Annotated in this window: 11 protein-coding genes; 3 read left to right on the forward strand and 8 right to left on the reverse strand. The window is 74.5% G+C overall.

Annotated features, from left to right (window positions below; all coding sequences use genetic code 11):
• Nucleotides 1–22: 22 nt before the first annotated feature.
• Nucleotides 23–1,558 (reverse strand): ABC transporter ATP-binding protein, encoded by a 1,536-nt coding sequence (locus HLA93_RS09685; protein ID WP_222194169.1) that lies wholly within the window; start codon nt 1,556–1,558, stop codon nt 23–25.
• Between the two features lie 185 nt (nt 1,559–1,743).
• Nucleotides 1,744–2,805, reverse strand: coding sequence for a BMP family lipoprotein (locus tag HLA93_RS09690; protein ID WP_308128050.1), 1,062 nt, complete (start codon nt 2,803–2,805; stop codon nt 1,744–1,746).
• 351 nt (nt 2,806–3,156) lie between these two features.
• On the opposite strand from HLA93_RS09690, the gene HLA93_RS09695 reads away from it, so the two are divergent.
• Nucleotides 3,157–4,512 carry a D-alanyl-D-alanine carboxypeptidase family protein gene (locus HLA93_RS09695; RefSeq protein WP_246626156.1) on the forward strand — a complete coding sequence of 452 codons (1,356 nt, stop codon included), beginning with the start codon at nt 3,157–3,159 and terminating at the stop codon, nt 4,510–4,512.
• Here the strand turns inward: HLA93_RS09695 and HLA93_RS09700 are convergent.
• The 4 genes from HLA93_RS09700 to hisC all read right to left on the reverse strand — a co-directional run bounded on the left by HLA93_RS09700 (nt 4,442) and on the right by hisC (nt 8,413).
• A complete protein-coding gene (locus tag HLA93_RS09700) occupies nt 4,442–5,572 on the reverse strand; it encodes a YihY/virulence factor BrkB family protein (RefSeq protein WP_308128038.1) in 1,131 nt (376 codons plus the stop codon). The genes HLA93_RS09695 and HLA93_RS09700 overlap by 71 nt on opposite strands.
• A gap of 67 nt (nt 5,573–5,639) precedes the next feature.
• On the reverse strand, nt 5,640–6,236 hold the full coding sequence (locus HLA93_RS09705; RefSeq protein ID WP_222194170.1) for a 2'-5' RNA ligase family protein: 597 nt from the start codon (nt 6,234–6,236) through the stop codon (nt 5,640–5,642).
• Nucleotides 6,233–7,261, reverse strand: a complete 1,029-nt coding sequence (trpS, locus tag HLA93_RS09710) for a tryptophan--tRNA ligase (RefSeq protein ID WP_439957972.1) — start codon at nt 7,259–7,261, stop codon at nt 6,233–6,235. The genes HLA93_RS09705 and trpS overlap by 4 nt, the downstream gene beginning before the upstream one ends.
• Nucleotides 7,262–7,288: 27 nt before the next feature.
• Complete coding sequence (gene hisC / locus HLA93_RS09715) at nt 7,289–8,413, reverse strand: histidinol-phosphate transaminase (RefSeq protein ID WP_222194171.1); 1,125 nt, start codon at nt 8,411–8,413, stop codon at nt 7,289–7,291.
• A 60-nt stretch (nt 8,414–8,473) separates the two neighbouring features.
• Between hisC and galE the strand changes: the two genes are divergently transcribed.
• Complete coding sequence (galE, locus tag HLA93_RS09720; protein WP_222194172.1) at nt 8,474–9,424, forward strand: UDP-glucose 4-epimerase GalE; 951 nt, start codon at nt 8,474–8,476, stop codon at nt 9,422–9,424.
• Between the two features lie 62 nt (nt 9,425–9,486).
• On the opposite strand, the gene HLA93_RS09725 is transcribed toward galE, so the two are convergent.
• Nucleotides 9,487–10,821, reverse strand: a complete 1,335-nt coding sequence (locus HLA93_RS09725; RefSeq protein WP_222194173.1) for a hemolysin family protein — start codon at nt 10,819–10,821, stop codon at nt 9,487–9,489.
• A gap of 200 nt (nt 10,822–11,021) precedes the next feature.
• Here HLA93_RS09725 and HLA93_RS20885 point away from each other — a divergent pair, with 200 nt between their 5' ends.
• On the forward strand, nt 11,022–11,837 hold the full coding sequence (locus HLA93_RS20885) for a CAP domain-containing protein (protein WP_308128040.1): 816 nt from the start codon (nt 11,022–11,024) through the stop codon (nt 11,835–11,837).
• A 76-nt stretch (nt 11,838–11,913) separates the two neighbouring features.
• Here HLA93_RS20885 and HLA93_RS09735 read toward each other — a convergent pair whose 3' ends face one another.
• On the reverse strand, nt 11,914–12,795 hold the full coding sequence (locus tag HLA93_RS09735; RefSeq protein WP_222194174.1) for an endonuclease domain-containing protein: 882 nt from the start codon (nt 12,793–12,795) through the stop codon (nt 11,914–11,916).
• Between the last annotated feature and the right edge of the window lie 88 nt (nt 12,796–12,883).

Raw genomic sequence — 12,883 nt, forward strand, 5'->3', positions numbered from 1 at the left:
GTGCCCAGGCGGCGCAGGGTGCTCACGCGGCACCTGCCGTGCTGGCGGCGCCGGTCATGTGGGTGCCCAGCTCCTCCGGTGTGAGCCTCGCCGGGTCCAGCGTGGCGACCAGGCGCCCGCGGAGCATGACGTGCAGCGTGTCCGACAGGCCGATCAGCTCGTCGAGGTCCGCTGAGACCAGCACGATCCCCATCCCCTCCGCGCGGGCGTCCTTGAGCAGCTCCCAGATGACCGACTGCGCGCCGACGTCGACGCCGCGGGTCGGGTGGGCGGCGATGAGCAGCCGCGGCCGGGCGCTCATCTCCCGCCCGACGATCAGCTTCTGCTGGTTGCCACCGGACAGCGCCATGGCGGCGGTGTCCGGGCCGGGTGCCCGGACGTCGTACTCGCGCATGATCCGCGCGGTGTCGGCGCGAGCGCCCTTGCGGTCGATGAAGGCGCCCTTCACCGCCGGGGGGCGGGTCTGGTGCCCGAGGATCCGGTTCTCCCAGAGCGGGGCCTCCAGCAGCATGCCCTGCCGGTGCCGGTCCTCGGGGATGAAGCCCAGCCCCTGCTCACGGCGGTGCCGGGTCGACCAGGCGGTGATGTCATCGGCGCCCAGCAGGACGGTTCCGGAGCTGAGCGGCCGCAGCCCCATGATCGCGTCCACCAGCTCGGCCTGGCCGTTGCCCTCGACGCCTGCGATGCCCACGACCTCGCCCTCGCGGACGGTCAGCGAGACGTCGTCCACCGCGGGACGGCCGCCGGGCGCGGCGACGCTCACCTCGCGCAGCTGCAGCACTGCGGTCTCCCGGACGGTGGAGTCGCGCTTCTGGGCCACGGGCAGCTCGGCGCCGACCATCAGCTCGGCCAGCTGCTTGGCCGTGGTGGTCGCCGGGTCGGCGGTGCCGACGGTGGTGCCCCGGCGGATCACGGTGATCGAGTCGGCGACCTTGCGCACCTCGTCGAGCTTGTGCGAGATGAAGATGACGGTCAGGCCCTCGCGCTTGAGCTCGGCGAGGTTGCCGAACAGCTCGTCGACCTCCTGCGGCACCAGCACGGCGGTCGGCTCGTCGAGGATCAGCGTGCGGGCGCCGCGGTAGAGCACCTTGGCGATCTCGACGCGCTGCCGGTCACCGACGCCGAGCTCCTCCACCAGGGTGTCGGGGTCCAGCCCCAGGGCGTAGGCGTCGGAGATCTCCCGGATGCGGCGCCGGGCCTCGGCGCGGTCCAGCCGGCCGCCCCTGGTGGGCTCGCTGCCCAGGACGACGTTCTCCAGCACGGTGAAGTTGTCGGCCAGCATGAAGTGCTGGTGGACCATGCCGATCCCGGCCTCGATCGCGTCGGCCGGGCTGCGGAAGCTCACCGGGCGGCCGTCGACGAGGATCTCGCCCTCGTCCGGGCGGTGCATGCCGTAGAGGGTCTTCATCAGCGTCGACTTGCCGGCGCCGTTCTCCCCCACGATCGCGTGCACCTCACCGCGGTGGACCCGCAGCTGGATGTCGGAGTTGGCCACCACGCCGGGGAAGCGCTTGGTGATGCCGCGGAGCTCGACCGCGAGCGGTGCCGACTCGGTCAACGGGGACTCCTCGGGGGACCGGCGTGGGTTGCGCGGGATGGGCCGCCGGCCGGAGGTCTTCCGGCCGGGGGTGGTTCTCGGGTGTCGTCGTCCGACGCGCAGACGGTACACACGGAAAACGGCGGGCTCGGGGGCGTGTGCCGCCCCCGAGCCCGCCGCTGCCCGTGCTGCTCAGGGCGAGCGTGTCACGGGGTGGTGGGAACCGTGATGGACCCGTCGACGATCTGCTGGCGGTAGTCCTCGACGACGTCGGCGATGTCGTCGATGTAGCCACCGGAGGTGGACAGGCCGACGCCATCGGACTCCAGGTCGTAGACGACGTCCGTGCCGCCCTCGGCCTCGTCGTTGGCGACGGAGAGGATGGACTCCATGACCGCGTTGTCGACGCGCTTGATCATCGAGGTCATGATCACGGCCTGCTGCTCCGGCGAGGCGGTCTGCCACTGGTCGGAGTCGACGCCGATGGCGCGCTTGTTGGCCTCGACGGCCGCCTGGAACACGCCCTCGCCCGAGCCACCAGCGGCGTGGAAGACGATGTCCGCGCCGTTCTGGTAGAAGCCCTGGGCCACGCTGTAGCCGCGGTCCGGGGCGCCGAAGCCGCTGAAGTCACCGGCCGGGGACAGGTACTGGCTCTGGATGGTGATGTCCGGGTTGACCGCGCGGGCCCCGGCCTCGAAGCCGGCCTGGAACTTCTCGATCAGCGGGCTCTGCACGCCACCGACGAAGCCGATGTTGTCGGTCTCGGTCTTCGACGCCGCGGCCACGCCCGCCAGGAAGGAGCCCTGCTCCTCGGCGAACAGCAGGCCGGTGACGTTGTCGCCCTTGGCGCCGTCGGCGTTGGAGCCGTCGACCTGGGCGAAGGTGACGTCCGGGAAGTCCTGGGAGACGTCGGCGATGATCTCGTCGTAGTTGAAGCCGACGGCGATCACCGGGTCGTAGCCCTGCTCGGCCAGCTGGGTGAGCAGCTCGCCGCGGTTGGAGGCGTCGTCGTTGGGCGACAGCGTCTGGACGTTGTCCTCCATCGACAGGCCGAGCTCCTCGACGGCGGCCTCGACCCCAGCGTAGGCGGAGTCGTTGAACGACTTGTCGCCACGGCCCCCGGTGTCGAAGGCCAGTCCGATCATGAGCTCGTCGTTGCCGCCGCTGCCGCTGCCGCCGCCCGAACCGCTGTCGCTCTCGTCGCTGGCGCAGGCCGCCAGGGCCATGCTGCCGGCCAGCAGCAGTGCTGCGGCCTTCATCCCACGCACTCGGCGCAAGACGGTCTCCTCTCTCAGAGGACCCCCGCCGACCCGTGGTCGGTGCGAGTCCCGGTGCGGTGTGTTCCAGGCTTCCCCCGCCGTCCGGCTCCCCCGCGCGAGCGGGGCGCCAGGCGACGGCGACCCCGGCACGCTAACCGCGGGGCCGACGCGGGTGACCTGTCGCAGAACGGATAGAGACCCGATCGTTGCCAACGGGCGACACCGGGCCGCTCCAAGCGCCTCCCGGTGAGACCGCGACCACACCGGGTCGGTCCGGCCGGCCACCTGGGACGGGCCCGGCGGTCGGTCCGGGGCGGGCGTGCTCGGAACAGCGCCGCCGGGCGGGTTAGCGTGCCGGTCATGCGCCGTCCCCCGCCGCTGCGCCGGCTGACCGCCGCGATGGCGACCGCCACGCTCTCGGTGGGGCTCCTGCTGGGCGGCCCGGCCGGCCCGGCGGCGGCCGAGGGGCCGCGCCCCACCGTCGACCCGACGGCGCCGACGCCGACGGCCCCGTACCCGGCCGGCCCGCCGCAGGGCAGCGCCCCCGACGGCAGCACCGTCGGCGGGGAGGGGCTGGACACCCGCGGTGTGGTCACCGCCCCGGAGGCGCCACCGCTGCCCGAGGGCATCGACGCGCACGGCTGGCTCGTCGCCGATGCGGGCACCGGTGCGGTGCTGGGCGCCCGCGACCCGCACGGTCGCTACTACCCGGCCAGCACGCTGAAGACGCTGACCCTGCTGACCCTCGCCCCGCTGCTCGACCCCGCACAGGTGGTCCAGGGCACGGTGGAGGACGAGGCGATCGAGGGCAGCCGGGTCGGGCTGGTGCAGGGCGGGCAGTACCCGGTCGACCTGCTCTTCCGCGCACTCGTCATGCAGTCGGGCAACGACGTGGCGAATGCCTTGGCCCGGACCGCCGGCGGGGTCGAGGCCACGCTGACGGCGATGAACGACACGGCCGCCCGGATCGGCGCGTACGACACCGTCGCCGGCACCCCCTCCGGTCTGGACGTCGCCGGGCAGTCGTCCTCCCCCTACGACCTGGCGCTGGTGCTGCGCCAGCTGATCGCCGACCCCTACGCGCTGGACGTGCTGCAGACCCGGACCGCACAGATCCCGGCCGTCGGGGCCTACGCCGGCTACCAGATCCAGAACCAGAACACCCTGCTCAGCACCTACCCGGGCACCCTCGGCGGCAAGACCGGGTTCACCGACGCGGCCCGGCACACCTTCGTGGTCGCCGCCGAGCGGGACGGCCGCCGGCTGCTGGTCAGCGTCATGCAGGCCGAGCGGCGACCGGTGCACGAGCTGGAGCAGGCCCGGCGCCTGCTGGACTGGGGCTTCGCCACCCCGGCCGGCGCCGAGGGCGTCGGCCGGCTGGTCACCCCCGCCGAGGTGGCCGCCGACGCTGCCGCGGCGGAGGCGGAGGCCGCCGCCGAGGCCGCCGCGGCGAGTGCGCCGACGCGCTCTCCGGCCGCCGGTCCCGACACCGGCTCCGCCACCGCGGCCGCGGTGGGTCCCACGACCGGCGGGTCCTCTCCGCTGCTGCCCGCCGGCCTGGCCGTGAGCGCGCTGGTCGTCGTGGCGGCCACCGTGCTCGGACGGCGCCGGGCGATGCGCCCCGTCGCGCACCCCGGCCGGCCGGTCAGCCGTGCGGCTCGGGGCTCGGCGGCCGGCGGGTCGACGACCGACCACCACCGGCCGCCCCGGGCCTGAGCACCCGCCGGGCGAGCAGCCGGCCGCCCAGGAGCCCGGCCAGCGCTCCGGTGCCCAGCAGCCCCAGGGCCACCCGCGCCGGGGCGGGCCCCGCCGTCCGCTCGGCCACCAGGGCGACCTCCGGCAGCGGGGTCGGCCGGGGCGGGCCGTGCGGCACCCGGGTGCGCGCGTGCTCGATCGCCGGGATGGTCGCCGTCCAGCAGGCGGTGTAGAAGGCGAACCGGGCGACCACGTTGATCCAGACGATGAGCCCGACCAGCCCGCCGAACGTCGAGGCGGTGACGTTGCCGCTGATGATCGTCAGGTAGAAGCCGCCGACCAGCTTGAGCACCTCGAAGCCGACGGCGCCGAAGACGGCGCCGGGCAGCAGCTGCCGGTAACCGAACGGGTTGCCCGGCACCCCCTTGAGCAGCCAGAGGAACAGCAGCGTGTCGCCGGCCACGGCCAGCACGATCGGCAGTGCCCGGGTGAGCAGGAAGAACCCGGGGACGTCGTCGATCTCGGTCAGGCCGAGCAGCCGCCCCACCGCCGTGGTCGCCCCGGTGGTCAGTGCGATGCTCAGCGCGCCGGCGACCCCGAACCCCAGCAGCGCGACCAGGTCCTTGCCCCGGTCGGCGAGGAGGTCCGGCGGGTCGGGGCGGCCGCGCCAGACGATGTCCATGCCCACCCGCAGCTTGTCCATCGCGCCCAGGCCGACGAACACCACGCCGGCCAGCCCGAGCACCCCGAAGGTGGTCGCGCTGTCGATCGCGGAGGTGACGCTGTCGGCCAGTCCCTCCCCCGTCTCACCCGGGACGGCGTCGCGCAGGGCGGCCAGCAGCTGGTCCTGCAGCAGCGGGTTGCCCCGGAGCACCAGCCCGGCGACCGCGGCGAGCAACAGGGTCACCGGGGCGAGGGCCAGGAACACGTAGTACGTGACGCCGGAGGCCATCAGGTCGGCCTGCACCCGGTTGTAGCGCCCGCCCGCCCGCGCCAGGTGGTCCAGCCACGGCCGACGGGCGCGCTGCCGGCGCAACAGCTCCCTCGCCGCACCGGCCAGGCGGCCGACGGGGTTGCTCACCGGTGCCAGTCTGGTTGCTCACCACCGGTCTCGCGCGGCGGGCCGGCCCCGGCCCCCGCGGCGCGGGTCAGCGCGGCGGGCCGGTGAGGCGGTACTCGCGGGACACGGCCCACGCGCCGTCGGGCAGCTGCTCGAACTCGGTGAAGGTGTCCACCCGGAACTCGGCGTGCACCTCGGCCAGCCCCGCGTAGGCCATGTCCAGCATGTCGGCGGGGACGTCGTGGGCCACGGTGACGTGCGGGTGGTACGGGAAGCTGAGGGTGCGGTGCAGCGGGCCGCTGCGGACGTCGCTGGCGATCAGCTCGCAGTCGGCGATGCCCTGGGCGACCGCCACGAACACCACCTCGGAGATCGGCCGGAAGGTGCCGGTGCCGGACAGGTGCATCACGAACGGCGGGTGCTGCCGCGCCACCTCGGACAGGTGGTCGCTGATCGCGCCGCGCTGGGCCACCGGCACCTCCGTCGGCGGCAGCAGCGTCACGTGCGGCGGGACCAGCCGGGCCTGCGGATCACCGCACTTCCCCCGCCACTCGACCAGCAGCTGCGCCCACGGCTCGGGCACCGACACCACGACGCCCAGCACGCACGTCTCGACCGACCCGGGCACCGACGCGGCGGGGCGGTGGACGAACGTGTCGTCGGCGCGCAGCGGACGGTCGGTCACGCCGACGGAGCCCCGACCGAGGGCAGGAAGCCCACCCGCTCGTAGACGGTGGCCAGCATCGGCGCGGCGACCTCGCGTGCCCGGGCGGCTCCGGCGGCCAGCACCCGCTCCAGCTCGGCGGTGTCGGCCAGCAGCTCGGCGGTGCGCTGCTGCACCGGGGCCAGCGCCTCGGTGACGACCTCGGCGAGCTCCTTCTTCAGGTCGCCGTAGCCGCGGCCGGCGAAGTGCTCCTCCAGCTGCGCCACGCTCTGCCCGGACAGCGCCGAGTGGATCGCCAGCAGGTTGGTCACCCCGGGCTTCTCCACCGGGTCGGCGACGACCTCACGGCCGGTGTCGGTGACCGCCGACCGGATCTTCTTCGCCGTCACCTTCGGGTCGTCGAGCAGGTTGACGCACCCGGCCGGCGGCAGGCTCTTGCTCATCTTCTTGTCCGGCGACTGCAGGTCCAGCACCTTCGCCGCCCCCGGCGGCACGTAGGCCTCCGGCAGCACGAAGGTGTCGCCGTACCGGGAGTTGAACCGGGTGGCGAGGTCGCGGGTGAGCTCCAGGTGCTGGCGCTGGTCCTCGCCCACCGGGACCCGGTCGGCCCGGTAGAGCAGGATGTCGGCGGCCTGCAGGACCGGGTAGGTGAACAGCCCGACCGACGTCGTCCCGGCGCCCTCGCGGGTGCTCTTGTCCTTGAACTGGGTCATCCGGCTGGCCTCGCCGAAGCCGGTGATGCACTGCAGCACCCAGGCCAGCTGGGCGTGCTCGGGCACGTGGCTCTGCACGAAGAGCGCACTGCGGTCGGGGTCGACGCCCAGTGCGAGCGTCTGCGCCGCGGAGACCAGCGTGCGTCGGCGGAGCACCGCCGGGTCGGGCTGCTCCGCGGTGATCGCGTGCAGGTCGACCACGCAGTAGAACGCGTCGTGGTCGTCCTGCAGGGCCACCCACTGCCGTAGCGCACCCAGGTAGTTGCCGAGGTGGAAGGAGTCAGCCGTCGGCTGGATGCCGGACAGCACGCGGGGAGCAGGCACGCCCTCCATCGAACCACGCGCCCCACGCGGCCCTGCTCAGGCTCCGGTCGTCTCCGCTGCCCCGCTGGTCAGGACGGCGTCCAGCGCGCCGAGGAAGACGTCGTCCTCCTCGGGGGTGCCGACGGTCACCCGGATCCCCTCGCCGGCGAACGGACGGGTGATCACCGCGCGCGCCTCGAGGGCCGCGGCGACCTCCGCGGTGCGCTCACCGAGCGGCAGCCAGACGAAGTTGGCCTGGCTGTCGGCCACCGTCAGCCCCCGCTCACGGAGGGCGGTGGTGAGCCGGCTGCGCTCGGCGACGACGGCGTCGCACCGTTCGCGCACCTCGGCCTCGCTGGCCAGTGCGGCGACCGCGGCGGCCTGGGCGAGCATCGAGACGCTGAACGGCACGTGCGTGCGGCGCACCGCGTCGGCCACCGCCGGGTCCTCGGCCAGCAGGTAGCCCACCCGCAGGCCGGCCAGCCCCCAGGCCTTCGAGAAGGTGCGCAGCACGGCGACGTTGGGCCGACCGCGCATCAGCTCCACGCCGTCGGGCACGTCGGGGTCGGTGACGAACTCGCGGTACGCCTCGTCCAGCACGACCAGCGTCTCGGCCGGGACGGCGTCCAGGAAGCGCACGAGCTCGGTCCGCCGCACCGCCGTCCCGGTCGGGTTGTTGGGGTTGCAGACGAACACCAGCCGGGTGGTGTCGTCGATCGCAGCGGCCAGCGCGTCCAGGTCGTGGGTGTCGGCCGCGCCGCTGGGGGTGCTCGGCACCAGCGGCACCTGGCGGACCGGCGCCCCGGCGACCTGCCCCAGCAGTGGGTAGATCTCGAAGGACCGCCAGGCGAAGGCCAGGCCGGTTCCCGGCTCGGTGAACGCCTGGGCCAGCTGCTGGCACAGCATCACCGCGCCGCAGCCGGTGACCACCTGGGCCGCGTCGACGCCGTAGCGCTCGGCCAGCGCGGTGGTGAGCAGGGCCGCGCCGTTGTCGGGGTACCGGTTGGTCTCCCCCGCGGTCGCGGTGATCGCCTCGACGACGGCCGGCAGCGGCGGGAAGGCGACCTCGTTGCTGGCCAGCTTCACCGCCCGGGGCACGCCGATCTCGCGGGCCAGGTCGGCCGGGTTGCGGCCGGGACGGTAGGCCGGCATCGCGGCGACGGCGGGGCGTGCGCTGACCACCTGGAGCTCCTCCTCCGCGCGGGCGGCCGCCCCCGGCGGGGTGCTGGCTAGGCTCGCACCATGCGCGTTCTCGTCACCGGCGGCGCCGGGTACATCGGCAGCGTAGTCACCGCGGCCCTGCTGGAGGCCGGTCACGAGGTGACCGTGCTGGACGACCTGTCCACCGGCCACGAGGACGCCGTCCCGGCCGGGGCCCGCTTCGTCCGGGCCTCACTGCACGACTCCGCGCCGGTGCTCGCCGACGTGCGGCCGGAGGCCGTGCTGCACTTCGCGGCCAAGAGCCTGGTGGCGCAGAGCCAGGCCGAGCCGGAGCTGTACTGGCACAACAACGTGGGCGGCTCCCTGGCGCTGCTCGAGGCGATGCGCGCCGCCGGCTGCCGGCGGATCGTCTTCTCCTCGACCGCCGCGACCTACGGCGAGCCCGACGAGGTGCCGATCCCGGAGACCGCGCCGACCCGGCCGACCAACACCTACGGCGCCAGCAAGCTCGCCGTGGACGCGATGCTGACCTCCTACGCGGTGGCCCACGACTTCGCCGCGGTGAGCCTGCGCTACTTCAACGTCGGCGGCGCGGCCTACGGCGTCGGCGAGCGGCACGCCACCGAGACCCACCTCATCCCGATCGCGCTGCAGGTGGCCTCCGGCACCCGCGAGGCGCTCACCGTGTACGGCTCGGACTACCCGACCCCCGACGGCACCTGCATCCGCGACTACGTGCACGTCAAGGACCTGGCCGCGGCGCACCTGCTGGCGCTGCCGGCCCCGGCGCCGGGCGAGCACCGGGTCTACAACCTGGGCAGCGGCACCGGCTTCTCCGTGCAGGAGATGGTCGACGCCGTCCGCAAGGTCACCGGGCACCCGCTCCCGGTCGTCGTCGGCGACCGCCGCCCTGGCGACCCGGCCCGCCTGGTCGCCAGCTCCGCCCGGATCCAGGCCGACCTCGGCTGGGCGCCGGAGCACACCGACCTGACCGAGATCGTCGCCGACGCCTGGGACTTCGTGCAGCGCTGACGGCGCACCGCCCCGCTCCTCTGTAGGGGGCCGGCCGTGCGCCGGGGTGTCGTAGCCAGGTGCTAGCGGGCCTCGGCGTCGGCCGGGGTGTCGCTGTCGGCGTCCTCCGGCTGCGGAGCGGCGCTCACCGTGATCCGGGCGATCCGGCGTCCGTCGAGCTCGAGCACGGTCAGCGTGCGGCCCTCCACGGTCACCGTGTCGCCCACCACCGGCAGCCGGCCCAGGTGGGCCAGCACGTAGCCGGCTACCGTCTCATAGGGCCCCTCGGGCAGCTGCAGCCCGGTGGCCTCGGCGAAGTCGTCCAGGTTGAGCAGGCCGTCGACCTCGTGCGGGCCCTCGGCGGGTTCGTCGGACTCGGCGGTGACGTCCTCGTCGTACTCGTCGTAGATGTCCCCGATGACCTCCTCGATGAGGTCCTCCAGGGTGACGATGCCGTCGGTGCCGCCGTACTCGTCGACGACCAGCGCGAAGTGCCGGTTCTCCTTGCGCATCTGCGACAGCGCGGTGAGCACCCCCGCCGTGCCGGGCAGCTGCTTGACCTCGCGGGCGAGGTCACCCACGGTCGCCGCCCGGCCGGCCGGGTGGTTGGGCAGGAACAGGTCGCGCACGTGCACGAAGCCGACGACGTCGTCCTCGTTGCGGCCGACGACCGGGTAGCGCGACCAGTTGGACTCCGCGACCTGCTTGGCCGCGCGACTGGCGGTCATGCTCGCCTCGAGGAAGTGCACCTCGGTGCGCGGCGTCATCACCTCGCGCACCTCGCGGTCACCGGCCCGGAACACCTCGTCGATCAGCCGGCGCTCGTCGCTGGACAGCGACTCGTGCGCCGCCACGAGGTCACGCAGCTCCTCCTGGCTGATCGACTCCCCGCTGACCTTCGGGTCACCGCCCAGCACCCGCACCAGCAGGTCGGTGGAGCGGGACAGCAGCCAGATGACCGGGCGGAACAGCTTGGCGATCGCGTTCAGCGGTGCGGCGACCACCAGCGCGAAGCCCTCGGCCCGCTGCAGCGCCAGCCGCTTGGGGGTCAGCTCACCGACGACCAGTGACAGGTAGCTGATCGCGATGGTGACGGCGACGAAGGACAGCGGGTCGGCCAGGCTGCGGGAGAGCCCCAGACCCTCGACGCCCCAGTCGGCCAGCGGCGCGGAGAGCGTGCTGGCACCGAACGCCGCGGAGAAGAAGCCGGCCAGGGTGACCCCGACCTGGACGGCGGCGAGGAACTGGTTGGGGTTGCTGACCAGCTTGTTGAGGGCCTGTCCCCGCCGCCCGGTCTCGGCGAGCGCTCGCACCTGGGACTCGCGGAGGGAGACCAACGCGATCTCGGCACCGGCGAACGCCCCGCCGATCAGCACGAAGGCGAAGACCATGACGATGTTGAGCCATACGTCGCTCACGAGCGGCGTGCTCCTCCAGATGTGGTGCGCAGCGGGGCTGTCCCGTGACCCACCACGGTAGTGGCTGCGCCGGTGTGCGGATCGCTGGTGGCGAACAGCGCCGCCCGACCGGGTGTTCCCCGAGAAGCCCACCGCTGACCCTCCGCACACGGCTACTCTCGCTCGGGTAACGAACCGTGACCTGCCCTGAGGATGACGCCGTGCCGCACCGCCCGACCCCGCCGTCCGCCGCCCGGACCCGGCGCGACCGGCCGTTGTGGGCGCCCCTGCTGCTCGCCGTCGTCGTCGCCGCCGTGGCGCTGACCGCCGCGCTCAGCGGCGGCACCCTGCCCGGGCTCGCCGATGCGGCGAGCACCACCGAGGTCGACCCGCGCGCCGACGGGACCCCGCCCGCCACCGGGTCCGCGGACCCCGCGACGACCTCCGCGACGGCACCGGCCACCAGCAGCTCGGCCGCCGCACCGGTGGAGACCACGACCGCCGTCCCCTCGCCGGTGAGCACGCCCGCCCCGTCCCCGGAGCCCGATCCGGCTCCGGCCCCGCCGTCGGTGGTCACACCGTCGCCCCGCGCCCCCGCGCCGTCCGTCGCCCCGGCCCCGGCGCCCGCCCCGCCGCCCGCTGCAGCGGCCGCACCGGCCGCGCCCGGTCCCGAGGGCCAGGTGCTCACGCTGGTGAACACCGAGCGGGCCGCCGCCGGCTGCGCGCCGGTCAGCGCGGACGCCGGCCTGGCGGCGGTGGCCCGGGCGCACAGCGCCGACATGCGGGACCGCGACTTCTTCGACCACGTCAACCCCGACGGGGTCGACCCGTTCGCCCGTGCCGAGGCAGCGGGGGTCGGGTACGCGCGGGCGGAGAACATCGCCGCCGGCCAGCCGGACGCCGCGGCCGTGATGGCCGACTGGATGGCCAGCCCGGGCCACCGCAAGAACATCCTCAACTGCGACCTGCGCACCCTCGGCGTCGGCGTCGCCACCGGCCCCGGGGGCCCCTGGTGGACCCAGCTCTTCGGCAGCTGACGCCGCGCTGCACACCGGTCGAGAACGGGCTGGTGGCTGCATCCGCCTCGCGGAGGCGACCACCAGCCCGAGGTGATCACCGCAGAGCCGCTCGCAGCCTGGCGATCAGCTCTGCGGGGGTCCTCAGGTCGGCTGCGGTGATGACCAGCACCCGCCAGCCGGCCGCGGCCAGTGCGCTGAGCCGCTGCCGGTCCCGCACGAACTGGCCGGGCGCGTCGTGCCACACCCCGTCGTACTCCAGCGCGACGCGGTGATCGGGCCAGCCGAAGTCGACCCGGACCAGAAGGCGCCCACCGGTGGTCACCTCGTACTGCGCCACCGGCGCCGGGAGGCCGGGCACGGACAGGAGGAGCCGCCGCACCCGGGTCTCCTGGGGCGACTCGGCCCGCCCGTCCGCGGCTGCCGCGGCCCGGCGGGCTCGCGCCGACCCGCGGCACACCGGCAGGGCGCTCACGGCCGCCCGGACCGCTGCAAGGTCCACGACCCGCGCGTGCACCAGCTGGTCGAGCAGGACCACCGCGTCGTCCAGAGGTGCGAACCGGGCCAGGTCGACCGCTGTCCGCACGCCCGTCGTCCAGCGGAGGAAGGGTCCTCGGGCCACCACTGCACCGTCGAGGTCGGCCGTGCGGACGACGATGCCCGGCGCCGGGTCCCAGCGCACGCCCCGTGGGACCACCACCTCGACGGGGTCGGCCGGCCCCGCTGCGCCGTGGATCCCGTGCAGGTCGGCCGCACTCCGCCCCCCGAGGGCCGCACCGCGGGGCATCTGCAGTGCCACGCCGCGCAGGTGCAGCCGATGGGTGTCGGGCAGCGCAGCGTCGGCGTACACGTCCTCGCGCAGCCGGCGCCAGGCAGTGCTGCGCAGCTGCGCCCGGGTCACCAGGCCCGCGTCCGTCGCCCAGGTGCCACGGAAGACCCGCCCCTGCAGCACGGCGGGGCGGTGTGGCGGACGGGACACCCGGGCAGACTGCCGCGACCGGCCCACCCGGCGCTGGCGCCGTCCACAGGGCGGTGATCACCTCGGGCTGGTGGCTGCCTCCATGGGA

The organism is Modestobacter italicus, from assembly GCF_019799965.1.
GTDB classification, from domain to species: Bacteria; Actinomycetota; Actinomycetes; order Mycobacteriales; family Geodermatophilaceae; genus Modestobacter; species Modestobacter italicus_A.